This window comes from Mesorhizobium sp. P2_H9 (assembly GCF_056403215.1).
Genome location: NZ_JBFUFX010000003.1, coordinates 125980 through 151814, shown reverse-complemented (window position 1 = coordinate 151814; position 25835 = coordinate 125980). Strand labels below are relative to the sequence as shown.

Below are 25835 nucleotides of genomic sequence, written 5' to 3'. Positions count from 1 at the left end.
CTCTCAGGTGCTCAACGAATTCGACGCGCGCAGGCTGCAGCCGGTGATCTGAAAACTGCCGTCGGGCTGCTGCTCGAGCGTGTAGACGGCCTCATAGTCCTTGCCGTCCGGACCGACGATCAGCACCTGCTGGACAATTGAGGTCGGGCCGGTCTGCTGCACCTTGCCGAAGGAATAGTTTTGCGGCTTGCGCACCGGCGGATAGCCGTTGGTCACCATGCTCATGAACGTTTCTACGGTCGGAAAGATGCGCTTCACATTCGGTGCGGCAAAGCTGTAGGCCGCAGCCCCGTCATTGGCGATGAAGGCCTTCAGCTGGCCGTCGATGACCGTCTGCGCCGCCTTGATTTCGGCATCGCCGGCAAATGCCCCGGACACCAAAAGGGACGACAGGAAAAGCAATGGAACGACTGCGAATGCAAATAGCGCGCGGCGCATGGCCAGCCTCCGTTGTCCCTAGAGGAATCGCTGCAAGAAAATCGCTGTCCGAAGACACATCATACCATACGCTTGGCAGTGCTTCACGGTTTCAGCGAGCGCCAACATTCGCCACGCAGATGCCACACAATTGCGCTTAACCCCCCTTTAAGGCGAGGCGCGCATCGTCAGTCGGGTGGGGCCTGTTCGCGCAATCAAGGGACGAACAATGTTTGGACAGCCGATCGACCGGCGTCTTTTGCTGACGGGCGTCGCCAGCCTGGCCGTTGTGGCCCCCTTGCCGGCCTGGGCAAGCGCGGCGCCGACTGTCACCGAAGTGGCGTTCGATCCGATCATTCCAGCCCTTGGCAATCCCGATGGCGATGTCACCATCGCCGAATTCGTCGACTATCAGTGCCCGATCTGCAAACTCGTCTTTGTCGAACTGAAGAAATTGATGGAGCAGGACAGCGGCATCAGGCTGGTGATGAAGGATTGGCCGATCTTCGGCGACACCTCGCGTGACGCGGCGCGCATGGCGCTTTTGACCGGTGACCGCTATGCCGCGGCGGTGGAAGCTCTGATGACCAATGAGCGCGGCCTTTCCGAACGCCGCACCAATGACATCCTGGCTTCTGTCGGCGTCGATGTCGCTATGATCCGCGCCGGTCTCGCTGCCCGCGAACCCGACATCGACGCGGCTCTCTCGCGCACCGATGCCCAGGCGAGCGCCTTCAAGTTGCAAGGCACTCCGGCGCTGGTCATCGGCGGCAGGCTGTTCCGGCGCGGCATGCCGGTGGCTGAAATGAAACAGGCCGTCGCCAGGGCGCGGGCCGCCTGAGCTCTAGCCCTGATGCTTGAAAGCCGGGCCTGATGCTTGAAAGCCGGGCGGCAGTCTGCCACAAGGGCCGCTTGTACGTGGAAGCTTGAGCAGGGCCGGTCAATGAAGGCGTTTTTTGTGCAGATAAAGTGCGATCTGGGCAAAGCCTATGACGTTGCCAGCGCTTTGGCCGACGCCGAGATCGCGTCGGAAATCTACTCGACCGCCGGCAATTACGATCTGCTCGCCAAATTCTACGTCGACGACGAAGAGGACATCGGCCACTTCGTCAACGAGAAGGTGCAGATTCTACCCGGGATCAAGGACACGTTTACCGTCGTCACCTTCCGAGCGTTCTAACCCCCATCCAGCACGTGCCCGGGCACGAGGCAAAGCCTGACTAGAGGCATATTGCGGCTGCCTTAATTTTAGGCAGTTGTGACATACTGGTCGCCGGCATCTTCCAAATTACCGATTGCGCTTGATTTTCTCCGGCGACGCCAGTGAAATGGCGTCACAGGGGAGTATGCGATTGGCAGCGTTCGATGAAATGCTTCCGGAAGTTTCCGGATTGAGAAAACCGTATACGGCTTATGACCGCTGGCTGAAGGAGCAGGATCCGGCCAGGCTTACCGAAAAAATGCAGGATGCCGAGCGCGTCTTCCGCAAGACCGGCATTACCTTTGCCGTCTATGGCGAACAGGAAGCCTCCGAGCGGCTGATTCCCTTCGACATCGTTCCCCGCATCATCTCAGGCAATGAATGGCGGCGGCTGACGCAAGGCATCGAGCAACGCGTGCAGGCGCTGAACGCCTTTCTCGACGACATCTACCATCGCCAGGAAATCCTGCGCGCCGGCCGCGTGCCGAAGGAACTGATCGCCAAGAACGAGGCGTTCCTGCCCGAGATGATCGGCGTGCGGCCGCCGGCCGGCGTCTACACCCATATCATTGGCGTCGACATCGTCCGCATCTCGGAGAACGAATTCTACGTGCTGGAGGACAATGCACGCACGCCGTCCGGCGTCTCCTACATGCTGGAGAACCGCGAGACGATGATGCAGCTCTTCCCCGAGCTGTTCCAGCAGATCAAGGTGCGGCCGGTGGAGAACTATCCGCAGTTGCTGCGCCAGTCGCTGGCGGCGGTCAGGCCACAAAGCACCAAGGGCACGCCGACGATTGCCGTGCTGACCCCCGGCAGCTTCAACTCCGCCTATTTCGAACACGCCTTCCTTGCCGACCAGATGGGCGTGCAATTGGTCGAAGGGCAGGATCTGCGCGTCGTCGACGGCCATGTCGCGATGCGCACGACCGAAGGCTACAAGCAGATCGACGTGCTTTACCGCCGCGTCGACGATTCGTTCCTCGATCCGCTGACCTTCCGCCCGGACTCCGCCCTTGGCGTGCCGGGCATCATGGATGTCTATCGCGCCGGCAACATCACCATCGCCAATGCGCCGGGCACCGGCATTGCCGACGACAAGGCGATCTATTCCTACATGCCCGAGATCGTCGAATTCTACACCGGCCGCAAGGCGATCCTCGGCAACATCCCGACCTGGCGCTGTTCGGAACCGGACAGCCTGAAATATGTGCTCGAACACATCGACGAACTGGTGATCAAGGAAGTCCACGGCTCCGGCGGCTATGGCATGCTGGTCGGCCCGGCGGCAACCAAGAAGGAATGCGAGGATTTTGCCAAGAAACTCGCGGCAAAACCGTCCAACTACATCGCCCAGCCGACGCTGGCGCTGTCTACCTGTCCGATCCTGACCGACAAGGGCCTGGCGCCGCGCCACGTCGATCTCAGGCCCTATGTGCTGGTTTCCGACCGCATCCAGATCGTGCCCGGCGGGCTGACCCGTGTCGCCCTCAAGGAAGGTTCGCTCGTGGTGAATTCCTCGCAGGGCGGCGGGACGAAGGATACGTGGGTGCTCGATGACTGATTTTCACCTGAAGGATTTTTGATGCTTTTAGGCCGTACCGCCAACGGGCTTTACTGGATGAACCGCTACATCGAGCGGGCAGAAAACATGGCTCGGCTTGTCGATGCCGGCTTGCGCATGGCGTTGACCCGCACGCAAAGCGCCTCGGAAGAGTGGAATTCGGTTTTGCTCAGTGCCGGCTCGGACGTCGCCTTCACCCAAAAATACCAGGATTACACCGCCGCCAACGTCGCCGATTTCCTTTTGCGCGACACCTCGAACCCGTCGAGCACGATGGCGGCGATCGAGACGGCCCGCAACAATGCCCGCATGGTGCGCACAGCGCTGACCCGCGAGACCTGGGAAAGCATCAACGAGGCCTGGATGTCGCTGAAGCGGATGCTGGCCAAGCCGATCGACGAACGCGACCTGCCCACCGTACTCGACGCCATCAAGCGCGAGACGGCGCTGATCCGCGGCTCGTTCTACGGCACCATGCTTCGCAACGAGATCTTCGATTTCTCGCAGCTCGGCACCTATGTCGAGCGCGCCGACAACACGGCGCGCATCCTCGACGTCAAATACTACGTGCTGTTGCCGTCAATTTCCTGGGTCGGTTCGACGCTCGACAATTATCAGTGGGAATCGATCCTGCGTTCGGTGTCGGCGCACCGGTCCTACCGCTGGGTCTACGAGGCGGACTACAAGCCGACCAACATCGCCGACTATCTGATCCTCAATGTGCGCATGCCGCGCTCGCTGATGTTCTGCTATCGTTTTCTGGCCGAGCACCTAAAATTCCTCGGCGACGACTATGGCGAGCGCCATGCCTGCCACGCGACGGCGGAGAAGACCCAGGCCATGCTGAGGGCAGGGTCGATCAAGGACATATTCGACACCGGGCTGCACGAATTCCTGGCCAGGTTCATTCAAGAAAACACCAGGCTCGGCGACGAGATCGCACAGGATTACCGGTTTAATTGAGCATGACCCCTAAAAGTGGGAACCGGTTTTCGGACAAGGTCATGCTCAAAACGGAAGATAAGCTATGCGGCTGAAGATCACCCACCGGACCGAATACCGCTACGATGCGCCGGTGCAATATCTGCTGCAGCGGCTGCGGCTGTTGCCGGTCAGCGGCTCGACGCAGACGGTTTTGTCCTGGGCATTGAAGACCGAAGGTGCGCGCGAAGAGGTGCGCTTCGTCGATCATTTCGGCAATGACACAAGGCTGTTGAGCGTCGAAGGCGAGCGCGACTTCATCACCGTCGAAGCATCGGGCGAGGTGGTGACGCGCGACACGGCAGGCGTCTCCGGGCCGCATCAGGGTTTTACGCCGCTCTGGCTCTATGGTCATGAAACACCGTTGACGGTGATCGGCAGCGGCATTCGCGAGCTTGCCGCATCGGTCGGCAAGGGCACCGATATCGAAAGACTGCACCGGCTGATGGCCATCATCTCCGAGCGCGTCGCCTATACGCCGGGCACCACCAATGCGGCGACGCCGGCCGAGGAGGCCCTTGCGCTGAAGACCGGCGTCTGCCAGGACCACAGCCATATCTTCGCCGCCGCCGCGCGCGCCATGGGTTTCCCGGCCCGCTATGTCAGCGGCTATCTGATGATGGATGCGACGGTCCAGCAGGCGGCCAGCCATGCCTGGAGCGAGGCGCATGTTTCCGGCCTCGGCTGGGTCGCCTTCGATGTCGCCAATGGCATCTCGCCTGACGAACGCTATGTAAAGGTGGCAACGGGCCGCGATTACCGAGATGCCACGCCCGTATCGGGAATTCGACTGGGACAGGCGGAAGAACAGCTTGCGGTCACGGTCACGGTAGAGCAGTAGTTTCCGGCAAGATTGCTGCCAAAAGAGATTCCATGACCTATTGTGTCGGCCTGAAGATCGATCGCGGGCTCGTGTTCATGTCGGACACGCGCACCAATGCCGGCATGGATTCGATCTCCACCTTCAAGAAGATGCATATCTGGGAGGAACCGGGCGAGCGCGTCATCGTGCTGATGTCGGCCGGCAACCTGGCGACGACGCAAGCCGTGGTCAGCCTGCTTGACGAGCGCACCAAGGCAGTGGCGGATCGCCATGCCACGCTGTTGGAAACGCCCTCAATGTACCAGACGGTGCGGTTGGTCGGCGATACCGTCAAGGAAGTCATCGCCAGTTCGTCGCCGGCGGGCGAGAAGGCGGATTCCTACTTCAATGCCTCGTTCATTCTTGGCGGCCAGATCAAGGGCAGCGCGCCGCGCCTGTTCATGATCTACCCCGAAGGCAATTTCATCGAATCGACCGACGACACGCCGTTCTTCCAGATCGGCGAGACCAAATACGGCAAGCCGATCATCATCCGCGCCTATGAAAAGACGATGAGCCTGGCCGAAACGGTTAAGCTGCTGCTGGTGTCGTTCGACTCGACGCTGAAGTCGAACCTGTCGGTCGGCCTGCCGCTCGATCTTTTGTTCTACGAAAAGGACGCCTTCAAGGTCAGCCTGAAGAAGCGGATCGGCCAGGACGATCAGTATTACCGCACCATCTCGGATGGCTGGTCGAACGCACTGAAAGCGGCCTTTGCCAGCCTGCCCGATTTTCCGGGATAGGCCGCTTCCCGGTTCGACAGCCGATGGCCCGAACATATTTCATGCTAAGCAAATGAATGATGGCGCTTGCGCCTCGGTCGGCTGTGTCCGGTCGGATTCCGGGAGGATGCCATGAACAATGATGATTTCCGGCAATGGTCGCGGCGCGCCGCCGATTGGGGCGCAGACTACCGCAACACGCTGCGCGAACGGCCGGTGCGGCCATTCGTCAACCCGGGAGACATCTTCAGAAGCATAGAGGTTTCGCCACCTGAGGCGGCCGAGCCGATGGACCGGATCTTCGCCGATTTCGAGGAGAAAATTGTGCCAGGAATGACGCACTGGCAGCATCCGCGCTTCTTCGCCTATTTCCCGGCCAATGCCGCACCCATCTCGGTGGTGGCCGAATATCTGGTCTCGGCGATGGCCGCGCAATGCATGCTGTGGCAGACCTCGCCTGCGGCGACCGAACTCGAAACGCGCACCGTCGACTGGATGCGCCAGGCGCTCGGCCTGCCCGACGGATTCTCCGGTGTCATCCAGGATTCGGCGTCGTCGGCGACGCTAGCCGCCGTGCTGACCATGCGCGAGCGCGCTCTCGACTGGCAGGGCAACAAGAAGGGTCTGAGCGGGCAGGCGAGGCTGCGCATCTATTCCTCCGATCAGGTTCATACCTCGATCGACCGGGCGATCTGGGTGTCCGGCATCGGCGAGGAGAACCTCGTCCGCATTCCGGTTGCCGGCCGCTTCTGCGCCATGGATACCGCAGCGCTCGAGGCGGCAATCGTCGCCGACCGGGAGGCCGGCATGCTGCCGGCCGGTATCATCGCCTGTGTCGGCGGCACCAGCACCGGCGGCACAGATGATATCGCTACCGTCGCCGACGTGGCGAAGCGGCATGGACTCTATCTGCATGTCGATGCCGCCTGGGCCGGGTCGGCGATGATCTGCCCGGAATACCGGCATTTCTGGACCGGCGTCGAAAACGCCGATTCCGTCGTCTTCAACCCGCACAAATGGCTGGGGGCGCAGTTCGACTGCTCGATCCAGTTCCTGCGCGATCCCGAGAGCCACGTCAGGACGCTGGCCATCAAGCCGGACTATTTGAAGACCCACGGCCATGACGGCATCATCAACTATTCCGAATGGACGGTGCCACTCGGCCGGCGCTTCCGCGCCCTGAAGCTGTGGTTCCTGCTGCGCGCCCATGGGCTGGGAGGCTTGCGCCTGATGATCCGCAACCATGTCGCCTGGAGCGAAGGGCTTGCCGCGCGGCTGGCAAAGGAGGCGGATTTCGAGATCGTATCCGAGCCGATGCTGTCGCTGTTTTCGTTCCGTCACAGGGCCGCCACGGGTGTCGATGCCGACGAACACAACCTTCGGCTGGTCAACGCCATCAATGACGATGGCCGCATCTACCTGACGCAGACCAGCGTGGACGGGCGGGTGGCGATCCGCTTTCAGGTCGGACAATTCGAGACGACCGCGGCGGATGTCGATGCGGCTTTCGAAGTCGTCACCGAAATTGCGCGGGGTCTGGCCTGATCCTACCCTTTTTGAGTTGCGTCGGGGTTTGCCTTTGCAATCATGTGGTTTTCATTAGCCGGCTTATGCCTTTTCATCGCTTTCGTTTTAAGCTATAGACAAGAAAAACGAAAACGGGAGGCTCCTCAATGTATCTGTCGCCACGGCATGCCGAAATCATCCAGATGGCCAAGGACCATGGCCGCGTGCTGGTCGACGATCTGGCCACGCATTTCAATGTGACGCCGCAGACCATCCGCAAGGATCTCAACGATCTGTGCGACCAGCGGCTGCTTTCGCGCATCCATGGCGGGGCGCTGTTCCCGTCCGGCATCGAGAACATGGAGTATGAGGCAAGACGCAAGATCGCCGCCGAGGAGAAGGAGGCGATCGGCCGCGCGGCGGCCAGGCTGATCCCCGACAACGCCTCTCTGTTCATCAACATCGGCACCACGACGGAGTCAGTCAGCAAGGCGCTGCTTGATCACAGCGGCCTGATGGTCATCACCAATAACATCAATGTCGCCAATAGGATGCGCATATATCCTTCGATCGAAGTGGTGATCGCCGGCGGTGTCGTCCGTGGCTCCGACGGCGGTGTGGTCGGCGAGGCGGCGGTCGATTTCATCCGACAGTTCAAGGTCGATTACGCAGTGATCGGAGCCTCGGCGATCGATCATGACGGTGCGCTGCTCGATTTCGATTTTCGCGAGGTCAAGGTGGCGCAAGCCATCATCGCCAATGCCAGGCATGTCATCCTGGTTTCCGACCAGACCAAGTTCGAACGCACGGCGCCGGTTCGCATCGGCCATTTGTCACAGGTCAACACCTTCATCACCGACCGTTGCGACATCCCGTCGGTGCGCAAAATCTGCGAGGAGGCGGAGGTTCAGCTGATCGAGACGTCGCTTGGCTAGAGGCCCCGAGAACTCCGATCACGGGCCTGTGACTTTTCGTTTGACATTCGTTCTTATTTCGAAATAATCCCGATACGGTTTCGTAAAAACCTAAAAATGCTGCAATGCGAAATCGCGGGAGGATTTTGTGGACGCATCCCCGATCCATGACATTTTCGTCATCGGTGGCGGTATCAACGGCTGCGGCATTGCCCGCGACGCCGTCGGACGCGGCTTTTCGGTCTTCCTTGCCGAGATGAACGATCTGGCCAGCGGAACCTCTTCCGGTTCGACCAAGCTGATCCATGGCGGCCTGCGCTATCTCGAATTCTACGAGTTCCGCCTGGTGCGCGAAGCGCTGATGGAGCGCGAGGTTCTGTGGCGGAACGCGCCGCACATCATCTGGCCGATGCGTTTCGTGCTGCCCTACGCCAAGGGCCTGCGTCCGGCCTGGCTGATCCGGCTCGGTCTTTTCCTCTACGACCACATTGGCGGTCGCAAATTGCTGCCTGCGACCAGGACGCTGGACATGGCCAAGGATCCGGCCGGCAAGCCGTTGAAGCCCTTGTTCACAAAGGCTTTCGAATATTCGGATGGCTGGGTCAACGACGCGCGGCTGGTGGCGTTGAACGCCCGCGATGCCGCCGATCGTGGCGCAACAATCCGAACCCGAACGAAAGTCGTTGGCGCGCGCCGCGAGGGTGACCTGTGGACGATCAAGCTTGAGAACGTCCAGACCGGCGAGGCCGAAGAGGTCAAGGCCCGGTTGCTGGTCAACGCCGCCGGTCCGTGGGTCGACCATGTCCTGTCCGCCACCGTCGGTTTGAACGACGTGCACAATGTTCGCCTCGTCCAGGGCAGCCACATCGTCATCGCCAAGAAGTTCGACGACCCGCGCGCCTATTTCTTCCAGAACAAGGATGGGCGCATCATCTTCGCCATTCCTTACGAGGAAGAGTTCACCCTGATCGGCACCACCGACCGGGACTATCCCGGCGACCCGCATGACGTGAAAATCAGCGACACCGAAATCGATTATCTGTGCGCTGCGGCGAGCGAATATTTCGCGCAAGCCGTCAAGCGTTCGGACATCGTCTGGACCTACTCAGCCGTGCGCCCGCTCTATGATGACGGCGCCTCGAAAGCGCAGGAAGCGACCCGCGACTATGTGCTGAAGGCCGATGGCGGCGAGGGCGCCGCCCCCATCGTCAACGCCTTTGGCGGCAAGATCACCACCTATCGCCGGCTGTCGGAATCGATGCTGGAAAAGATCGAAGGGTTTCTCGGCAAGCGCGGCAAGCCGTGGACGGCCAACGCGCCGCTGCCGGGCGGCGATTTTCCGGCCACCGGTTTCGACGCCGAAGTGGCCAAACTGAAGTCAGCCTATCCGTTCCTTGACGCGCGGCTCGCGCGCCGGCTGACCCGGCTCTACGGCACCCGCGCCAGGATGCTGCTGGGCCTCGCCAAGTCGAATGCCGATCTTGGCCGCAACTTTGGCGCGGATCTTTACGAAGCCGAGGTGCGCTACCTCGTTCAAAACGAATGGGCGGTCATCGCCGAAGATGTATTGTGGCGCCGCACCAAGCGCGGCCTGCATCTCGGCCGTGAGCAGGCTGCAGCACTTGACGAATTCATGCGTGGAATAAGCCGACGCCATGTCGCCGCTGCCGAATAGGGATGGCCGACTGATGAAAGCCTGGGAGGAGGCATCATGCTGGAACTGAGAAACGTGACGAAGACGGTCGGCGCGTCGGAGCATATCCGCGATGTGTCGCTGACGCTTCAGCACGGCTCGCTCAACGTTCTTCTGGGACCGACGCTTTCCGGCAAGACCAGCCTGATGCGGCTGATGGCCGGCCTCGACGTGCCGACCTCCGGCTCGATCTGGTTCGATGGCCAGGATGTCACTGGCGTGCCGGTGCAGAAGCGCAAGATCGCCATGGTCTACCAGCAGTTCATCAATTATCCGGCGATGACGGTCTACGAGAACATCGCCTCGCCGCTGCGCGTGGCCGGCACCGATCAGGCAAAGATCGACAAGGAAGTCCGCAATGCCGCAAACCTGCTCAAGCTGACGCCCTATCTCGACCGCACGCCGCTCAGCCTGTCCGGTGGCCAGCAGCAGCGCACCGCGCTCGCCCGCGCCATCGTCAAGAACGCCAGCCTGGTGCTGCTCGACGAGCCGCTCGCCAATCTCGATTACAAGCTGCGCGAGGAACTGCGCGCCGAACTGCCGAAGATTTTTGCCGCCGCCGGCACCATCTTCGTCTATGCCACGACCGAGCCACATGAAGCCTTGCTGCTCGGCGGCAACACGGCGACGCTTTCGCAGGGCAAGATCACCCAGTTCGGCCCGACCATCGAAGTGTTCCGCAAGCCCGCCGATCTGGTGACGGCGAGGACCTTTTCCGATCCGCCGCTCAACACCATCGTGCTGGCCAAGAAGGGCCGCGATTTCCTGCTCGAGGGTGGCGTCAACCTGCCGGTGCCCGCCGAACTCGCCGGCATTGCCGATGCCATCTACACGATCGGCTTTCAGCCGCATCATTTGTCGCTCGAGCGGCCCAATGCGGCTGCCGTGCCGGTGCGGGCGAAGGTCACGATCACCGAGATCACCGGTTCGGAAAGCTTCATCCATCTCGACTTTGCCGATGCGCGCTGGGTCATGCTGACCCATGGCATCAGGCATTTCGAGCCCGACGAGGTGGTCGAGGTGTTCATCGATCCGCGCCACATCATGGTTTTCGACGAGCACGGCCGCGCCGTGACCGCGTCGAAGCTGGCGGCTTAGGAGGAAACGATGGCGCGCATCGACGTCAACCACATCCGTCATTCCTACCTGCCGAACCCGCAGAAGGATGCCGATTTTGCGCTCAAGGAAGTGCATCACACTTTCGAGGACGGTGGCGCCTATGCGCTGCTCGGCCCCTCGGGCTGCGGCAAGACCACGCTTCTCAACATCATCTCGGGATTGCTGCATCCCTCGCACGGCCAGTTGCTGTTCAACGGCAAGGATGTGACCAACCTGTCGACGCAGGAACGCAACATCGCGCAGGTGTTCCAGTTTCCGGTCATCTACGACACCATGACCGTCTACGACAATCTGGCCTTCCCGCTGCGCAACCGCGGCGTGCCGGAAGCCGACGTCGACCGCAAGGTGCGCGAGACGCTGGAGATGATCGATCTCGCCTCATGGGCGAAGAAGAAGGCGCGCGGTCTGACCGCCGACCAGAAGCAGAAGATTTCGCTCGGCCGCGGGCTGGTGCGCGCGGACGTCAACGCAATCCTGTTCGATGAGCCGCTGACCGTCATCGATCCGCATATGAAGTGGGTGCTGCGCTCGCAGCTGAAGCAGCTGCACCGCCGCTTCGGTTACACCATGGTCTATGTCACGCACGACCAGACCGAGGCGCTGACCTTCGCCGACCGGGTCGTCGTCATGTATGACGGCGAGATCGTGCAGATCGGTACGCCAGCCGAATTGTTCGAGCGCCCGCGCCACACCTTCGTCGGCTATTTCATCGGCTCGCCGGGCATGAACGTCATGCCGGTGGCCATCGACGGCAAGACGGCGAAACTCGGCTCGCAGCGCATCGACCTGCCGGGCGCGCCCAAGACTTCTACTGGGAGCACCGGCAGCGGCGCCATCGAGCTCGGCATCCGCCCCGAATATGTGCGGCTGGGTAGCCAGGGCATGGCTGTCTCGATCAGCAAGGTCGAGGATCTCGGCCGCCACAAGGTGGTCCGCGCCAATCTGGAAGGCCGCGAGATCGCGGCGGTGATCGGCGAGGACGAGACCGTGCCTGCCGATCCAAAAGTGCGCTTCGACCCGGCCGGCATCAACATCTATGCCGATTCCTGGCGCGTCGAGATGGGGGCATAGATGGACAAGACCTGGAACAACAAGGCTTGGTTCCTTGTGCTGCCGGTGCTGGTGCTGGTGGCATTCTCGGCGGTCATCCCGCTGATGACGGTCGTCAACTATTCGGTGCAGGACACGTTCGGCAACAACGTCTTCTTCTGGGCCGGCACCGAGTGGTTCGAGGAACTGCTCTCGTCCAGCCGCTTCTGGGAAGCGATGGTCCGCAACCTGATCTTCTCCTTCATCATCCTGGCCATCGAAGTGCCGCTCGGCATCTTCATCGCGCTCAACATGCCGAAAAAGGGCTGGGGCGTGCCGGTCTGCCTGGTGCTGATGGCGCTGCCGCTGCTGATCCCGTGGAATGTCGTCGGCACCATCTGGCAGGTGTTCGGGCGCAACGACATAGGCCTGCTCGGCTACTACGTCAATGCGCTCGGCATCGACTACAACTACGTGCAGGATCCGTTCGACGCCTGGGTCACCGTCATCGTCATGGATGTCTGGCACTGGACCAGCCTTGTCGTGCTGCTCTGCTACGCCGGCCTGGTTTCCATTCCGGATGCCTTCTACCAGGCCGCCAAGATCGACGGCGCCTCGCGCTGGGCGGTGTTCCGCTACATTCAGCTGCCGAAGATGAACCGCGTGCTTTTGATCGCCGTGCTGCTGCGCTTCATGGACAGTTTCATGATCTACACCGAGCCCTTCGTCGTCACCGGCGGCGGTCCCGGCAATTCGACGACCTTCCTGTCGATCGACCTCGTCAAGACGGCGCTCGGCCAGTTCGACCTCGGCCCGGCGGCCGCCATGTCGCTGGTCTACTTCCTCATCGTCCTTCTGCTGTCATGGGTGTTTTACACAGTGATGACCAACTACGACGCGGAGCGCTGAGATGAGCGGCGCCAATGAAAGAACCACGAGGCAGGACAGAGTGAGCGAAACGACGGCTTCGGAAGCACTGGCCAGCGCCATGTCGCAGGACCAGATCGCGCGGCTGATGCGCCGGCGCGGCGAGGAATCGCGCTGGTGGTGGATCGTGCCGACGGTCTACATCATCGTGCTCTTGCTGCCGATCTACTGGCTCATCAACATGAGCTTCAAGACCAATGGCGAGATCGTTTCCTCGCTGACGCTCTATCCGCACGCACCGACGATCGCCAACTACGTCACCATCTTCACCGATGCGTCCTGGTATTCGGGCTACATCAACTCGATCACCTATGTGGTGATGAACATGGTGATTTCGGTGGCCGCAGCACTGCCGGCGGCCTACGCGTTCTCACGCTATCGCTTCCTCGGCGACAAGCATTTGTTCTTCTGGCTCTTGACCAACCGCATGGCGCCGCCGGCGGTGTTTGCGCTGCCGTTCTTCCAGCTCTACTCGGCCTTCGGCCTGATCGACACGCACATTGCGGTGGCACTGGCGCATTGCCTGTTCAACGTGCCGCTGGCGGTGTGGATCCTCGAAGGCTTCATGTCGGGCGTGCCGAAGGAAATCGACGAGACCGCCTATATCGACGGCTATTCGTTCCCGCGCTTCTTCGTCAGGATCTTCATGCCGCTGATCGCCAGCGGCATCGGCGTCGCCTGCTTCTTCTGCTTCATGTTCTCATGGGTCGAACTTTTGATCGCCCGCACGCTGACCACCACCGACGCCAAGCCGATCGCCGCCACCATGACCCGCACGGTTTCGGCCGCCGGCATGGATTGGGGCCTGCTCGCCGCCGCCGGTGTGCTGACGCTGATCCCCGGCGCGCTCGTCATCTGGTTTGTCCGCAACTATATCGCCAAGGGCTTTGCCCTGGGGAGGGTGTGACCATGAACTTCGACCTCTCCTGGATGGCATGGACGTGGCCGACGGCGGCCTTTTTCGGCACCATCTTTCTGCTGCTGTGCGGCATGGCGGTCTGGGAATATGCCTCGCCGGGCGGCAATCCACGCGTTGGCGTGCTGCGCTTTGAAACGACGCGCGGCGACCGCCTTTTCCTTTCGCTGCTTGGCAGCGCCTTTATCCATCTCGCTTGGTTGGGTCTTGTCGGATCCAACCTGTGGTGGGCTCTCGCTCTCTCCGTGGTCTACGCAATTGGCGTGTTCCGCTACGTATAGAGGGGGAAACTGTTGGAGCGACCGCGTGCCGGCGGCCGCTCCAGATCGCACTTGAAACCTGTAAAGTGGAGGAAACGAAATGCGACGGCAATTTTTAACATCAACGACTGCCCTTGTCCTGTTGCTCGGGGTAGGCAATGCCTACGCCGGAATGGACGAGGCCAAAGCCTTCCTGGACAAGGAGATCGGCCCGCTGTCGACGCTCGACCGCGCCGGCCAGGAAGCCGAAATGCAATGGTTCATCGATGCCGCGAAACCCTTCGCCGGCATGGATATCAAGGTCGTGTCCGAAACCATCGCCACCCACCAGTATGAATCGCAGGTGCTGGCGCCGGCCTTTACCGCCATCACCGGCATCAAGGTCACGCATGACGTCATCCAGGAAGGCGACGTCGTCGAGAAGATCCAGACCCAGATGCAGACCGGACAGAACCTCTATGACGGCTGGGTCAACGATTCCGACCTGATCGGCACCCACTGGCGCTACCAGCAGGTGCGCAACCTGACCGACTGGATGGCCGGCGAGGGCAAGGATGTCACCAACCCGAACCTCGACCTGAAGGACTTCATCGGCACCTCGTTCACCACGGCGCCCGACAAGAAGCTCTATCAGCTTCCCGACCAGCAGTTCGCCAACCTCTACTGGTTCCGGTACGACTGGTTCAACGACGAGAAGAATAAGGCGGACTTCAAGGCCAAGTACGGCTACGACCTCGGCGTGCCGGTCAACTGGTCGGCCTATGAGGACATCGCCGAATTCTTCACCGGTCGCGAAATCGACGGCAAGAAGGTCTATGGCCACATGGACTACGGCAAGAAGGATCCGTCGCTCGGCTGGCGGTTCACCGACGCCTGGCTGTCCATGGCCGGCAATGGCGACAAGGGCCTGCCGAACGGTCTGCCTGTCGACGAATGGGGCATCAAGGTCGACGAGAATTCGCGGCCCGTCGGCTCCTGCACCGCGCGCGGTGGCGACACCAACGGCCCGGCCGCCGTCTACTCGATCCAGAAATATCTCGACTGGCTGAAGGCCTACGCACCGGCCGAAGCGCAGGGCATGACCTTCTCTGAATCGGGACCGGTTCCGGCTCAGGGCGCGGTTGCCCAGCAGATCTTCTGGTACACCGCCTTCACCGCTTCGATGGTCGATGCCGGCGCCAAGGCAGTGCTGAACGACGACGGCACGCCCAAGTGGCGCATGGCCCCGTCGCCGCATGGCGTCTACTGGAAGGACGGCATGAAGCTCGGCTATCAGGACGTGGGTTCCTGGACGCTGATGAAGTCGACGCCGACCGACCGCGCCAAGGCCGCATGGCTCTACGCGCAGTTCGTGACCTCGAAGACCGTCGACGTGAAGAAGAGCCATGTCGGCTTGACCTTCATCCGGCAGAGCACGATCGACGACAAGAGCTTCACCGAGCGTGCACCGAAGCTCGGCGGCCTGATCGAGTTCTACCGTTCGCCGGCCCGTATCCAGTGGTCGCCGACCGGCACCAACGTGCCTGACTATCCGAAGCTGGCACAGCTTTGGTGGCAGGCGATCGGCGATGCGTCGTCGGGCGCCAAGACGGCGCAGGAGGCGATGGACTCGCTCTGCGGCGAACAGGAAAAGGTCATGAGCCGTATCGAGAAGTCGGGCGTCCAGGGCGATATCGGCCCGAAGATGGCCGAAGAGCATGATCTTGCTTTCTGGAACGCCGACGCGGTCGCCAAGGGCAATCTCGCTCCTCAGCTCAAGATCGAGAACGAGAAGGAAAAGCCGATCACCATCAACTACGACGAACTGGTGAAGAGCTGGCAGAAGTAAGACCATTTGATGCGGGCGTTCGCGCCCGCATCGCAACAATCGGGGGGAGGCGGCATCTTGCCGTCTCCCCTGTTTGTGTAAAAGACGAATGCATGTCGCCCAAAAGTGCGCAGCGGTTTTGGGACAACGACATGCACAAAAACAAAGACTTAAAGAGCCTCGCGTTGCCGCTTCAACGCGACGCGCTTTAAGTGGGAGGCAGAATGACCGGATACATCCTAGCCATCGACCAGGGCACGACATCGAGCCGAGCGATCCTGTTCGACGACAAGATGAAGGTCGTCGGCAGCGGGCAGAAGGAATTCACCCAGCACTATCCGGCCTCCGGCTGGGTCGAGCATGACCCGGAAGAGATCTGGTCGAGCGTCGTGACGACGGTCAAGGCCGCCCTGAAGAATGCCGGCTGTGAAGCCTCGGACGTCGCGGCGATCGGCATCACCAATCAGCGCGAAACCGTCGTCATCTGGGACAAGGCGACCGGCAAGCCAATCCACAACGCCATCGTCTGGCAAGACCGGCGCACCGCGCTGCTGTGCCAGAAGCTGAAGAAGCAAGGGCTGGAAAAGACATTCACCAAAAAGACCGGGCTGCTGCTCGATCCCTATTTCTCCGGCACCAAGATCGCCTGGGTGCTCGACAAGGTGAAGGGTGCGAGAAGACGCGCCGAGAAGGGCGAGCTTTTGGCCGGCACCATCGACAGTTTTCTGATCTGGCGGCTGACCGGCGGTAAGGTTCACGCCACCGACGCCACCAACGCCTCGCGCACGCTGGTCTACAACATCGAAAGGAATGTCTGGGACGACGAGCTTTTGGCTATCCTCAACATCCCGGCAAAGATGCTGCCTGAGGTGAAGGACTGCGCCGACGACTATGGCGTGACGGAGAAAGGCCTGTTCGGCGCCGAGATCAGGATTCTGGGCGTCGCCGGCGACCAGCATGCCGCGACCATCGGCCAGGCCTGCTTTGAGCCGGGCATGATGAAATCGACCTATGGTACCGGCTGCTTCGCCCTGCTCAACACCGGCAGCGATCTGGTGCGTTCGAAGAACCGGCTGCTGACCACCATCGCCTACCGGCTGAACGGCAAGACCACCTATGCGCTGGAAGGCTCAATCTTCATCGCCGGCGCCGCGGTGCAATGGCTGCGCGACGGCATCAAGGTCATCGGCAAGGCCGAGCAGAGCGGCGTGCTGGCGGCGACCGCCGACCCGACGCAAAACGTCTATCTGGTGCCGGCCTTCGTCGGGCTCGGTGCACCGCACTGGGACGCCGACGCGCGTGGCGCCATCTTTGGCCTGACCCGCAATTCAGGCCCGGCCGAATTTGCCCGCGCCGCACTTGAATCGGTCGCCTATCAGACCCGCGACCTGCTCGACGCCATGCGCAAGGACTGGAAGGGCGCCTCGGCCAAGACGGTTCTGAGGGTCGATGGCGGCATGGTGGCTTCCGACTGGACCATGCAGCGTCTGGCCGACATCCTCGATGCGCCGGTCGACCGCCCGACCATTTTGGAGACGACCGCGCTCGGCGCCGCGTGGCTCGCTGGCTCGAAGGCCGGTGTATGGCCGAAGACAAAGGACTTCGCCAGGAACTGGGCGCTCGAGCGGCGGTTCAAGCCGGACATGGATGCTGCTGTCCGGTCGACCAAGCTGGCGGGTTGGCGCGATGCGGTGCGCAGAACGCTGAGCACGCAATAGATAGCTATCAAATACCCATCAGGTGATTGCTAGGGTGAGGGGAATGAAGCCAGATTGGTATCCTGATTGGCTGGACGAGGCTGTCGAACAGCTGGCTACCAAGAATTCGCGCCTTGAGAAGGATTTCCGCCTCGGCAGTTGGCCCCGCTATGACTACGACCTGACGGCTGGAAAACTCCTGTTCTCAGAGGAAGGCGTAGTCAAGGTCGTCGCCGAGATCCAGATTGCAGGCTCAACCAGCGCCAAGGCCAGCAACTGGCTATGGGCCTGGGCAAACTCAAACTTGCCTGGCGAGTTCCTTAGCGACGCAAAGCTGGTTCGATCCTACGGCGAGGAGAACGGCATTGACGAACTGGCTCAGGCTTATGTGACGGATATGGACAATGACCTGGAAGCGCTCGGCTGGGATTTGACCGGGGCAATGGTTCGAATCTGCAACGCCCTTGGAGCCTACCGTTCCCCGCGAGGGGAAGGCGGAGCGCTATATCTGATTTTCAAGAGCATCAGTTGGGCAAGCTAACCGAGATATTGTTTCCAACCAGTCGAGACATGCGCCGCGCGGCCTCAATGAAGCCCGCGCCGTCGCCGGCGCGGGCTTCATCAACGTCTGCTCAACTCCGCCCAGACTCAATAAGGCGAATTGCACTCCTGCCGAGGACCGTAGTTCGGCTGGAAGGTGTTGTCCGATGCGCGGTAGGAGCGGTAGTGGTCATAGCACCACTCCACATGCGCATCGCCTCGATGGACGCGGTTCTGGTTGTTGTTGATGATCGCGCCGGTGATCAGCGCACCTGCGATGAAGGCACCAGCCGGGAACCAGAAATCGCCGTGGCGACGATAGCCGCGATGATATTCACGCGAGCCGCGATGGCCGTTCCAATAAACGTCACTGTTGTTGCGAGAGAAATTTCGATTGCCGTTGAAGTTGCGATGCTTCATCCACGGCTTGTAATCGACCGCCTGCACATCGGACGACGCCGAAGGCGCCTGCGGCGTGAACATCTGGGCGGCGCCGGCAGGCATGACAGCCGTCGCCGCGAACGAAACTGACAATGTGGCCGCCAGCAAGCCCGACAGGGTCTTGTTCATGATCTTCTCCTTGAAAGGGTAGTTGACGTCCCTTGTGAGGAGGAAACGGCTCGGCGATGCTATGGTTCCGCGCAAACGGTAAGTTACTGATTTGTAATGTTTCTCCAATCCGATCTCGGACGGAAGCCATCCTTCGACTGCTGGTGGACTGGGCGTTTAGCCCCTGCGCCGAAGCGGGTCGCTAGATCTCAGGCGACGGCAATAAAGCCCGGCTTGCAAGCCATCTTTTTCCGGTTGACCGGTCGCGGCACTCTCCCTATGTTCCGCGCAATTTCGAGGGCAGCTTTTCGAGCCCGCGGGAGCGCGTAGCTCAGCCGGTAGAGCAACTGACTTTTAATCAGTAGGTCATGGGTTCGAATCCCATCGCGCTCACCAAAAATACCAGGCCCTTGGCAGCCACCCTACAATCGCCGCCCGGTCGTGACGTCGAACAGATGAGCACAGGCGCGATCGATCTCGACGCGCATCTGCTCGCCTTGTTTCAGCGCCAGCCGCTCGCGGAAAAGGCAGGAGATTTCTTCGCCCGCGCAGTCGACCCTGGCAAAGATCTCCGAACCCGTTGCCTCCAGAAGCACGATCGTACCGGCGATGCCCTGGGTTGTCGTCGCACGGATATGTTCGGGGCGGATGCCGTAGATGAGGTCGCCGCCGGGAATGTTTGCCATGTCGATGCCTTCCGGCAGCGGCAAGGTCAGTCCGCTGGTGCTGCGGAAAACGCCTTCCTCGACATGGCCGGCAATGAAGTTCATCGCCGGTGAGCCGATGAAGCCGGCAACGAACAGATTGGCCGGACGGTCGTATAGATCGAGCGGCGCGCCAATCTGCTCGACAAGGCCGTCATGCAGAACGACGATCTTGTCGGCCATGGTCATGGCCTCGATCTGGTCGTGCGTGACATAGATCGTGGTGGTGCCCAGCCGCTGGTGCAGCGCCTTGATCTCGCCGCGCATCTGCACGCGCAGCTTGGCGTCGAGATTGGACAGCGGCTCATCGAACAGAAAAACCTGCGGGTCGCGCACAATGGCGCGGCCCATGGCGACGCGTTGGCGCTGGCCGCCGGAAAGCTGGCGCGGATAGCGGTCGAGCAGCTTGTCCAGGCCGAGAATGCTGGCGGCCCTGCCGACGCGGCCGGCGGTGTCGGCCGGATCGGCTTTCTTGATCTTCAGGGCAAAGCCCATATTGTCGGCCACCGTCATATGCGGATAGAGCGCGTAGTTCTGGAACACCATGGCGATGTTGCGGTCGCGCGCCCGCAGGTTGTTGACGACGCGATCGCCAATGGCGATCTTGCCGCCCGAGATCGTCTCCAGTCCGGCGATCATGCGCAGCAGCGTCGACTTTCCGCAGCCCGACGGTCCGACCAGAATGACGAACTCGCCATCGGCGATGTCGACGCTGACATCGTGGATGATCTTGGCCGACCCGAAGGCCTTCTGCACGTTGTTGATTGTTACCGATGCCATTGGATTTCTCCCGGAAATGAGTGATGTCGGGCCACGCCTCAGCCGCCCTTGACGGCGCCGGCGGTCAGCCCGGCGACGATCTGCCTTTGTGCGAACATGGTCAGCACCAGCACCGGCAGCGTCACCACAAGTGCCGCGGCGGCGAGCGGACCCCAGCTTACCTGCTCGTAGGAAAGCATGTTGTAGACGGCGACCGGCAGCGTGCGCGTCTCGCGACTGGCGAGCACTATGCCGAAGACGAAATTGTTCCACGAGAAGATGATGGACAGGATGAAGGCGACGACGATGCCCGGCTTGGCGATGGGCAAAGCCACCAGCCGGAACACCTGCCAGGAGCTGGCGCCGTCAATATTGGCCGCTTCTTCCAATTCCATCGGCGTGGTCTCGAAATAACCGATCATCACCCAGACCACGATCGGCACCGTCACCACCAGATGGATGATGATCTGCGGCCATAGCGTGCCGAGGATGCCGACCCACTGGAACAGCAGGAACAGCGGGATGAGGTAGGAAAGCCCCGGCGTCATGCGGGCGATCATGATGACCACCGCCGACCGTTCCGCCTTGAGCCGCGCGATGCCATAGCCGGCCGGCACGCCGATGAGCAGCGCCAGCAGCGTTGCCGTGCCCGTCACTAGAACCGAATTCCAGAAATAGAGCAGGAAATTGTTCTCCTCGAACACCTTCACATAGTTCGACCAGGCGAGATGTTCGGGGATCAGGATCGGCGGATAGGCGCCGTTGTCGATCTCGAATTTCAGCGACAGCGAGATCATCCAGAGGAAGAACAGGATCGCCGGCGAGACGAAGACCAGGGCGGCGAAAAACAGCCCGATCTGGTTGAGCAGCCGTGAACTCATCTATTTGCCCTCCACGCCGATCCATTGCGAGCGCTGGCGCAGCATCAGGAGGATGAAGGACAGGGCGACGATGACGATGAAGAACACCACGGCCATGGCCGAGCCATAGCCGATGTCATAGTAGGAGAAGGCGGTGTTGTAGAGATAGATGTTGATGGTTTCCGAGGCCGTGCCCGGCCCGCCCTGGGTCATGGCGTAGATGATGTCAAAACTCTTCAGCGCATCGATGGTGCGGATGATCATCGCAATCATCAGGAACGGCGCGATCATCGGCAGTGTGAGGTAGCGGAACTGTTGCCAGGCGTTGGCGCCGTCAATCTCGGCACTCTCGAAGGGCTCGCGCGGCACGGAGGCCAGGCCGCCCAGCACGATCAGCATCACCAGCGGCGTCCACTGCCAGGTCTCCACCGCAACCAGTGAGGGGATGACCGTCCTGGCGTTGAAAATCCATTCCTGCGCGGGGATACCGACCAGCGACAAAAGGTAGTTGAGCACGCCGAGCTGGGGATGGAACATCATCGTCCAGACCAGCGCCACGGCGACCGGGGTTGCCATCATCGGCATCACGAAGACGCCGCGCAACAGACCGCGCAGCGGAAATTTGGCGTCGAAGATCAGCGCCGCGACGGTGCCGAGGAACATCGGCGCCGCAACCGAGAGGGCGGTGTAGGTCAGCGTATGGAAAAGCGATTCCCAGAAGCGTTGGTCGACCGCCAGCCGCAGATAATTTTCCAACCCGGCAAAGCTTCGCGCCTGGCCGAGCGTCCAGCGGTTGACGCTCATCCACAGCGTGAAAGCCCAGGGAAAGACGATCACGGCGCCGACGACGACGAGCGCCGGGACGACGAAAGGCCAGTAGTTGGGAGCCAGCCTCACGGCCTGGCTCCCTTCGATGGCTTGCGTCGTCACCCCGATGCGTTCTGGGGTGGTGGCGGACATCAGCCTTGCTCGCTCCGGTCGAGCACCGGCTGGAACTGCTCGGTGGCCTTCTTCAGCTCCTCTGCCGGATCGGCGCCGGCGATCAGATTGGTCAGCGCCACGCCATAGATGTCGCGGAACTCGGTGACCGGGATGATGACCGGAAGCGACAGCCGGCTGACATTGCCCGAGCCGACCACGGCATCGAGCCAGCTCGCCGGCATGGTGACGCCTTCGCGCACCTTGGGGTCTTCCAGCACCGACTTGCGGAACGGCACGCCGGCACCCGCCTGCAGCAGGCGCGCGCCCATGGCAGGCGAGATCGCCCACTGACAGAACAGATAGGCGGCTTCCTTCTTCTCGCTGGCGGCCGTCACGCCGAGGCCATCGCCAAACGTTCCCGCGGCATGCGCCTTGGGCCCCTTGGGCATGACGCCATAGCCGACCTTGCCGACCACTCGCGACTTTTCCGGATTTTCCATCGGCGGGGCAAAGCCGACGCCGTCGAACCACATGCCGATCTTGCCCTGCAAGAAGGCGGATTGCGCTTCGGCCCAGTTGAAGCCGGTGACGCCTGGAGGTGCGGATTTGGTCATCAGCCGCTGGTAGAGGCTGGCAGCCTCGACCGCCTCAGGAGAGGTCGTGCGCAGCTTGCCCTTGTCGTCGAGCGGCGTCATATCGTAGCCGAGCATCAGCGACGTCCACACCGGCGTGTTGGCGTTCTTGAGGCCGCGAGCGACGAAACCGAATGTGTTGGTCGACGGATCGGTCAGCGCTTCGGCGGCGGCCACCAATTGCTCGAACGTCTCGGGGTATTTGAGGCCCTTGGCCTCGAACAATTCCTTGTTCCAGTAGACGATCCAGTAGTCGACCGAGAATGGCAGCGAGCGCAGCACGCCCTGGCCGTCCTTGGCAAACAGCATGCCGGCATCGGCGAAATCGGTTTCGACCAGCCCGGGGTCGGTCAGCGTGGGATCCGCGAGATAGCCTGATATGTCGGCCAGCCAGCCGCCCTTTTCGAACTGCCGCTTCTGCACGTGGTAGCTCAGATGCACGACGTCGAAGCTCGGCTTGCCGGAGCTCAACTCGATCACCGTCTTCTGGCGCTGCTGCTGTTCCGGCGTCGCTTCGGCATTGACCTTGATGCCGGTCAGTTCCTCGAACTCGGCGAGATATTTTGTCAGCGTGTCGCTGCGCGGGCTTTTCACCAGATTGACGTCGAGCGTGGTGCCGGCAAAGCGCTTCCAGTCGACGCCGGCGGCAAAGCTCGGGCGAATGCCGGCAAAGCCGGCGGCGGCAAGGGCGGCGGTTCCCTGGAGGAGTTGCCTCCTGGTTGGGTTGAACAGATTGGACGACATTTTCTTCCTCCCGGTTGTTGTCGTTGTCGATTGCGCCGCAGCGATCGCGGCGCGGCTTGTGCTTCCTCAGATTTGCAGCGCCAGCCGGCGCGCCTTGTCGATGTGCAGGCTGATTGCCTCGACCGCCTTCTGCGGATCGCGGCTCTCCATCGCTTCGATCACCGCCAGGTGTTCGCGCATGACCGGCACGACGCGCCCGTCGATACGGAACCGTTCCTGGTGGATCAGGCGGATCTTCACAGAATTGACCAGATAGGCCTTGGCGATGATCTCGTTGCCCAGCGCATTGATGAAAGTGTCGTGCATGGCCCAGTCGATGGTCTGCGCCTTGGCCTCCACTTCCGGCGTCGGGGTCTGCGCCAGCGCCTGGGCAAGCATGTCCTCATGTTCGCGCCGCAAGCGTGCAAACTCGGCGTCGGAGGCGCTGACCGTAAACAGCGCCACCGCTTCGCGCTCCATGAACAGGCGGAACTGAAAAGCCTCGCGGATCAGGCTGATGTCGATATGGGCGATCTGCATGCCGCGCTGCGGGATCGTCGTCAAAAGTCCTTCCGCCTCGAGGCGCGGCACAATCTCGCGAATGGCGCCAAGCGGCAGTCCGGTGAAGGCAACCAGTTCGCGTTGCGATACGAACTGGCCTGGCCGCAGGTCGCGGGCCAGCAAATGCTTCGTGAAGCTGGCATAGGCCTGCTCCCGAAGGTTTGTCAGTTCGCTGCCGTTGCCCATTTCAACGCGTTTCCTTTTGCCGGTCAGGCCAGTTCGGTCGCGAACAGGCTGTCATAGGCGGCGGCAAGCTGCTGCTGCTCCTGCAAAGCGATCGGCTCCAGCGGCGGACGGACTGCCAACCAGCGCTCGTCGCCGGTCTTGCGCGCCACCATGACCTTCACCGCCGGTATGACCGGATATTTGAGCAATTCGAGCACGAAATTCTCGACGCGGGGATCGTCGCGCCCGTCCTCGGCCATGGCGCGGATTTCGGCCGGAACGAAATTGGCCATGCCCGAGATGGCGCCTTGGGCGCCCAGCCGCACAGCCCGTGCCAGATGCCGCTCGTCGCCGATCAGGATCACCAGATCGCCAAGGGCGGCAAGCAGGGCCTCGCTGTAGCTCCAGTTCCCGCCTGAATCCTTGACCCCGACGACCACGTCAGGAAAAGCGGTGCGCAACCGGCCGATCAGGCCAAGCGAAAGCTGCACCATGGTAACCGAAGGGATGTTGTAGAGCAGCACGCCACGGGCGAGGGGGCCGAGCGCGGCAAAGACGGCGGAAAACCAGCCGAAAAGGCCTTCCTCGCCGACATTCTTGAAGTAGCTCGGCGGGGCCAGGAGAATGTTGCGGGCGCCACTCTGCAAGGCTTGCCGTGCCTGTTCGGCGGCGTCTTCGGCAGCGTCGACCAGCACGCCGGCAACGAGCTGATGCGGCAAGATCCCGGCAGCCAACATGGCTTCAGTCACCGATCGCCGCTCCATCGCGCCCACCGACGCACCTTCGCCAGTGGTGCCGAAAAGCGTCACGCTGCCGCAACCCTGCGCCAGGCAACTCTTCGCCTGAGCGATCATTGGGGTGATGGCGATCTGCCCGGAGGCATCAAAAGGCGTAGCGAGAGCGGCCGAAAGGCCAAAGCGTGATGTCACCGGGAGGTCTCCGAAAATCAGTTCCTACGTAGTGATACCACACTAACATGTTAGTCGTAAATCGGGGTTTTGAGTTTTTTTGAAGCCCGCGGATGGCGCGCCACATTGGCCGGGGATGTTTGGCCGCTTTGCCTGGACGCAGCGGCTTTCCGATCAGCAGATTGAAGGTTCAAATCCCATTGCGCTCATGGCCGAGCGCCATCTGGACTCTTTCTTACCTGTGAGGCCATCGTTCACCTAAGGGGGCGTAGCGCCTCACGACCAAAAGATGTCCCTTGCGCGTTCCTTTTTCGGCGAATTCGCATATACAATTGCGCCGAGAGGGAGCCGATTATGTTCGTTGACTACTACGAGCTTTTGGAAGTCAGTCGAAACGCTAACTCAGAAACGATAGAACGCGTGTTTCGCTATTTTGCCATGCGCTATCATCCCGACAACCAGAATACCGGGGACGAAGCGCGCTTCAGCGAAATCGTGCAGGCACATGATACGCTCAAAGATCCAGTCAAGCGGGCGCAATACGACATTCACTACAATGAGCAGCTGAATATACATCGCGAGCTGACCCAGGAAGCCACCGACAGTAAAGGCCTTGAACGAGATAGCGTCATTCAGGCTAAAGTTCTCTCGTTGCTGTATGTAAAACGTCGAAAGGATGTCAACGATCCGGGCATTGGCGACGTGGAAATCGAACGATTGTCAGGCTGCCCTCGTGAACATCTGGAGTTTCATATCTGGTATATGAAGGCGAAAGGCTGGATTTCGAGGATCGAAAACGGAACCATTGCGATCACTGTCGAGGGCATAGATCGCGCGAATTCCGAATATCGGCGTGATGTCACCGTTACCAGGCTGCTGGACCATCCTCACTAGTGAA

General features: G+C 61.2%; 26 protein-coding genes and 1 tRNA gene. 19 read left to right on the top strand and 8 right to left on the bottom strand.

Features of this window, described 5'->3' with window-relative positions; genetic code table 11:
- Positions 1 to 3: 3 nt before the first annotated feature.
- Positions 4 to 438 (bottom strand): DUF4864 domain-containing protein, encoded by a 435-nt coding sequence (locus tag AC1DXN_RS06650; protein WP_477243059.1) that lies wholly within the window; start codon positions 436 to 438, stop codon positions 4 to 6.
- A 208-nt stretch (positions 439 to 646) separates the two neighbouring features.
- Here AC1DXN_RS06650 and AC1DXN_RS06645 point away from each other — a divergent pair, with 208 nt between their 5' ends.
- From AC1DXN_RS06645 to AC1DXN_RS06565, 17 genes are all read left to right on the top strand, one after another.
- The gene (locus AC1DXN_RS06645) at positions 647 to 1258 is read left to right on the top strand and encodes a DsbA family protein (RefSeq protein ID WP_477269556.1); all 612 of its coding nucleotides are present in this window, start codon (positions 647 to 649) and stop codon (positions 1256 to 1258) included.
- Between the two features lie 102 nt (positions 1259 to 1360).
- Entirely contained in the window at positions 1361 to 1597 is a 237-nt protein-coding gene (locus AC1DXN_RS06640) for an Lrp/AsnC ligand binding domain-containing protein (RefSeq protein WP_023674883.1), read from the top strand.
- Positions 1598 to 1769: 172 nt separating this feature from the next.
- Positions 1770 to 3182 carry a circularly permuted type 2 ATP-grasp protein gene (locus AC1DXN_RS06635; RefSeq protein ID WP_477269558.1) on the top strand — a complete coding sequence of 471 codons (1413 nt, stop codon included), beginning with the start codon at positions 1770 to 1772 and terminating at the stop codon, positions 3180 to 3182.
- 21 nt (positions 3183 to 3203) lie between these two features.
- Entirely contained in the window at positions 3204 to 4145 is a 942-nt protein-coding gene (locus tag AC1DXN_RS06630; RefSeq protein ID WP_477269560.1) for an alpha-E domain-containing protein, read from the top strand.
- A gap of 64 nt (positions 4146 to 4209) precedes the next feature.
- A complete protein-coding gene (locus tag AC1DXN_RS06625) occupies positions 4210 to 5004 on the top strand; it encodes a transglutaminase family protein (protein WP_477243063.1) in 795 nt (264 codons plus the stop codon).
- A gap of 32 nt (positions 5005 to 5036) precedes the next feature.
- Positions 5037 to 5768, top strand: a complete 732-nt coding sequence (locus AC1DXN_RS06620; RefSeq protein ID WP_477269562.1) for a proteasome-type protease — start codon at positions 5037 to 5039, stop codon at positions 5766 to 5768.
- Between the two features lie 111 nt (positions 5769 to 5879).
- Positions 5880 to 7292, top strand: a complete 1413-nt coding sequence (locus tag AC1DXN_RS06615) for a pyridoxal phosphate-dependent decarboxylase family protein (RefSeq protein ID WP_477269564.1) — start codon at positions 5880 to 5882, stop codon at positions 7290 to 7292.
- Between the two features lie 128 nt (positions 7293 to 7420).
- Entirely contained in the window at positions 7421 to 8188 is a 768-nt protein-coding gene (locus tag AC1DXN_RS06610; RefSeq protein ID WP_477243066.1) for a DeoR/GlpR family DNA-binding transcription regulator, read from the top strand.
- Positions 8189 to 8315: 127 nt separating this feature from the next.
- Positions 8316 to 9842 (top strand): glycerol-3-phosphate dehydrogenase, encoded by a 1527-nt coding sequence (glpD, locus tag AC1DXN_RS06605; protein ID WP_477269566.1) that lies wholly within the window; start codon positions 8316 to 8318, stop codon positions 9840 to 9842.
- 36 nt (positions 9843 to 9878) lie between these two features.
- Positions 9879 to 10958, top strand: coding sequence for an ABC transporter ATP-binding protein (locus AC1DXN_RS06600; RefSeq protein ID WP_477243068.1), 1080 nt, complete (start codon positions 9879 to 9881; stop codon positions 10956 to 10958).
- Between the two features lie 9 nt (positions 10959 to 10967).
- A complete protein-coding gene (locus AC1DXN_RS06595; RefSeq protein WP_477243069.1) occupies positions 10968 to 12050 on the top strand; it encodes an ABC transporter ATP-binding protein in 1083 nt (360 codons plus the stop codon).
- Positions 12051 to 12917, top strand: coding sequence for a carbohydrate ABC transporter permease (locus tag AC1DXN_RS06590; protein ID WP_477243070.1), 867 nt, complete (start codon positions 12051 to 12053; stop codon positions 12915 to 12917).
- Position 12918: 1 nt separating this feature from the next.
- Positions 12919 to 13842 (top strand): carbohydrate ABC transporter permease, encoded by a 924-nt coding sequence (locus tag AC1DXN_RS06585; RefSeq protein ID WP_477243071.1) that lies wholly within the window; start codon positions 12919 to 12921, stop codon positions 13840 to 13842.
- Positions 13843 to 13844: 2 nt separating this feature from the next.
- The gene (locus AC1DXN_RS06580; protein WP_477243072.1) at positions 13845 to 14132 is read left to right on the top strand and encodes a DUF2160 domain-containing protein; all 288 of its coding nucleotides are present in this window, start codon (positions 13845 to 13847) and stop codon (positions 14130 to 14132) included.
- 79 nt (positions 14133 to 14211) lie between these two features.
- Positions 14212 to 15939 (top strand): ABC transporter substrate-binding protein, encoded by a 1728-nt coding sequence (locus AC1DXN_RS06575; RefSeq protein WP_477269568.1) that lies wholly within the window; start codon positions 14212 to 14214, stop codon positions 15937 to 15939.
- Positions 15940 to 16142: 203 nt separating this feature from the next.
- Complete coding sequence (gene glpK, locus AC1DXN_RS06570) at positions 16143 to 17636, top strand: glycerol kinase GlpK (protein ID WP_477269570.1); 1494 nt, start codon at positions 16143 to 16145, stop codon at positions 17634 to 17636.
- A 43-nt stretch (positions 17637 to 17679) separates the two neighbouring features.
- Positions 17680 to 18156, top strand: coding sequence for a DUF6882 domain-containing protein (locus tag AC1DXN_RS06565; RefSeq protein ID WP_477269572.1), 477 nt, complete (start codon positions 17680 to 17682; stop codon positions 18154 to 18156).
- 107 nt (positions 18157 to 18263) lie between these two features.
- Here AC1DXN_RS06565 and AC1DXN_RS06560 read toward each other — a convergent pair whose 3' ends face one another.
- Positions 18264 to 18725, bottom strand: coding sequence for a BA14K family protein (locus AC1DXN_RS06560; RefSeq protein ID WP_477243126.1), 462 nt, complete (start codon positions 18723 to 18725; stop codon positions 18264 to 18266).
- Between the two features lie 299 nt (positions 18726 to 19024).
- Between AC1DXN_RS06560 and AC1DXN_RS06555 the strand changes: the two genes are divergently transcribed.
- Positions 19025 to 19100, top strand: a tRNA-Lys gene (locus tag AC1DXN_RS06555).
- A gap of 26 nt (positions 19101 to 19126) precedes the next feature.
- Here the strand turns inward: AC1DXN_RS06555 and AC1DXN_RS06550 are convergent.
- From AC1DXN_RS06550 to AC1DXN_RS06525, 6 genes are all read right to left on the bottom strand, one after another.
- Complete coding sequence (locus AC1DXN_RS06550; RefSeq protein WP_477269574.1) at positions 19127 to 20188, bottom strand: ABC transporter ATP-binding protein; 1062 nt, start codon at positions 20186 to 20188, stop codon at positions 19127 to 19129.
- A gap of 38 nt (positions 20189 to 20226) precedes the next feature.
- Positions 20227 to 21048, bottom strand: a complete 822-nt coding sequence (locus tag AC1DXN_RS06545; protein WP_477269576.1) for a carbohydrate ABC transporter permease — start codon at positions 21046 to 21048, stop codon at positions 20227 to 20229.
- Positions 21049 to 21987, bottom strand: a complete 939-nt coding sequence (locus AC1DXN_RS06540) for a carbohydrate ABC transporter permease (protein WP_477269579.1) — start codon at positions 21985 to 21987, stop codon at positions 21049 to 21051.
- A complete protein-coding gene (locus AC1DXN_RS06535; RefSeq protein WP_477269581.1) occupies positions 21987 to 23324 on the bottom strand; it encodes an ABC transporter substrate-binding protein in 1338 nt (445 codons plus the stop codon). The genes AC1DXN_RS06540 and AC1DXN_RS06535 overlap by 1 nt, the downstream gene beginning before the upstream one ends.
- 66 nt (positions 23325 to 23390) lie before the next feature.
- Positions 23391 to 24050 (bottom strand): GntR family transcriptional regulator, encoded by a 660-nt coding sequence (locus tag AC1DXN_RS06530; protein ID WP_477269583.1) that lies wholly within the window; start codon positions 24048 to 24050, stop codon positions 23391 to 23393.
- A 23-nt stretch (positions 24051 to 24073) separates the two neighbouring features.
- Entirely contained in the window at positions 24074 to 24958 is an 885-nt protein-coding gene (locus tag AC1DXN_RS06525; RefSeq protein WP_477269585.1) for a dihydrodipicolinate synthase family protein, read from the bottom strand.
- A gap of 333 nt (positions 24959 to 25291) precedes the next feature.
- On the opposite strand from AC1DXN_RS06525, the gene AC1DXN_RS06520 reads away from it, so the two are divergent.
- On the top strand, positions 25292 to 25831 hold the full coding sequence (locus tag AC1DXN_RS06520) for a DnaJ domain-containing protein (protein WP_477269587.1): 540 nt from the start codon (positions 25292 to 25294) through the stop codon (positions 25829 to 25831).
- The last annotated feature ends 4 nt before the right edge of the window (positions 25832 to 25835 follow it).

What these genes read in the sequence shown, in the direction of transcription:
- AC1DXN_RS06565 (WP_477269572.1), top strand. Translation starts at nt 17,680, where the DNA reads ATGAAGCCAGATTGGTATCCTGATTGGCTGGACGAGGCTGTCGAACAG.
- AC1DXN_RS06580 (WP_477243072.1), top strand. Translation starts at nt 13,845, where the DNA reads ATGAACTTCGACCTCTCCTGGATGGCATGGACGTGGCCGACGGCGGCC.
- AC1DXN_RS06645 (WP_477269556.1), top strand. Translation starts at nt 647, where the DNA reads ATGTTTGGACAGCCGATCGACCGGCGTCTTTTGCTGACGGGCGTCGCC.
- AC1DXN_RS06560 (WP_477243126.1), bottom strand. Translation starts at nt 18,725, where the DNA reads ATGAACAAGACCCTGTCGGGCTTGCTGGCGGCCACATTGTCAGTTTCG.
- AC1DXN_RS06630 (WP_477269560.1), top strand. Translation starts at nt 3,204, where the DNA reads ATGCTTTTAGGCCGTACCGCCAACGGGCTTTACTGGATGAACCGCTAC.
- glpK (WP_477269570.1), top strand. Translation starts at nt 16,143, where the DNA reads ATGACCGGATACATCCTAGCCATCGACCAGGGCACGACATCGAGCCGA.
- AC1DXN_RS06585 (WP_477243071.1), top strand. Translation starts at nt 12,919, where the DNA reads ATGAGCGGCGCCAATGAAAGAACCACGAGGCAGGACAGAGTGAGCGAA.
- AC1DXN_RS06650 (WP_477243059.1), bottom strand. Translation starts at nt 438, where the DNA reads ATGCGCCGCGCGCTATTTGCATTCGCAGTCGTTCCATTGCTTTTCCTG.
- AC1DXN_RS06640 (WP_023674883.1), top strand. Translation starts at nt 1,361, where the DNA reads ATGAAGGCGTTTTTTGTGCAGATAAAGTGCGATCTGGGCAAAGCCTAT.
- AC1DXN_RS06600 (WP_477243068.1), top strand. Translation starts at nt 9,879, where the DNA reads ATGCTGGAACTGAGAAACGTGACGAAGACGGTCGGCGCGTCGGAGCAT.
- AC1DXN_RS06575 (WP_477269568.1), top strand. Translation starts at nt 14,212, where the DNA reads ATGCGACGGCAATTTTTAACATCAACGACTGCCCTTGTCCTGTTGCTC.
- AC1DXN_RS06540 (WP_477269579.1), bottom strand. Translation starts at nt 21,987, where the DNA reads ATGTCCGCCACCACCCCAGAACGCATCGGGGTGACGACGCAAGCCATC.
- AC1DXN_RS06615 (WP_477269564.1), top strand. Translation starts at nt 5,880, where the DNA reads ATGAACAATGATGATTTCCGGCAATGGTCGCGGCGCGCCGCCGATTGG.
- AC1DXN_RS06595 (WP_477243069.1), top strand. Translation starts at nt 10,968, where the DNA reads ATGGCGCGCATCGACGTCAACCACATCCGTCATTCCTACCTGCCGAAC.
- AC1DXN_RS06610 (WP_477243066.1), top strand. Translation starts at nt 7,421, where the DNA reads ATGTATCTGTCGCCACGGCATGCCGAAATCATCCAGATGGCCAAGGAC.
- AC1DXN_RS06550 (WP_477269574.1), bottom strand. Translation starts at nt 20,188, where the DNA reads ATGGCATCGGTAACAATCAACAACGTGCAGAAGGCCTTCGGGTCGGCC.
- AC1DXN_RS06520 (WP_477269587.1), top strand. Translation starts at nt 25,292, where the DNA reads ATGTTCGTTGACTACTACGAGCTTTTGGAAGTCAGTCGAAACGCTAAC.
- AC1DXN_RS06530 (WP_477269583.1), bottom strand. Translation starts at nt 24,050, where the DNA reads ATGGGCAACGGCAGCGAACTGACAAACCTTCGGGAGCAGGCCTATGCC.
- AC1DXN_RS06620 (WP_477269562.1), top strand. Translation starts at nt 5,037, where the DNA reads ATGACCTATTGTGTCGGCCTGAAGATCGATCGCGGGCTCGTGTTCATG.
- AC1DXN_RS06535 (WP_477269581.1), bottom strand. Translation starts at nt 23,324, where the DNA reads ATGTCGTCCAATCTGTTCAACCCAACCAGGAGGCAACTCCTCCAGGGA.
- AC1DXN_RS06590 (WP_477243070.1), top strand. Translation starts at nt 12,051, where the DNA reads ATGGACAAGACCTGGAACAACAAGGCTTGGTTCCTTGTGCTGCCGGTG.
- AC1DXN_RS06545 (WP_477269576.1), bottom strand. Translation starts at nt 21,048, where the DNA reads ATGAGTTCACGGCTGCTCAACCAGATCGGGCTGTTTTTCGCCGCCCTG.
- AC1DXN_RS06625 (WP_477243063.1), top strand. Translation starts at nt 4,210, where the DNA reads ATGCGGCTGAAGATCACCCACCGGACCGAATACCGCTACGATGCGCCG.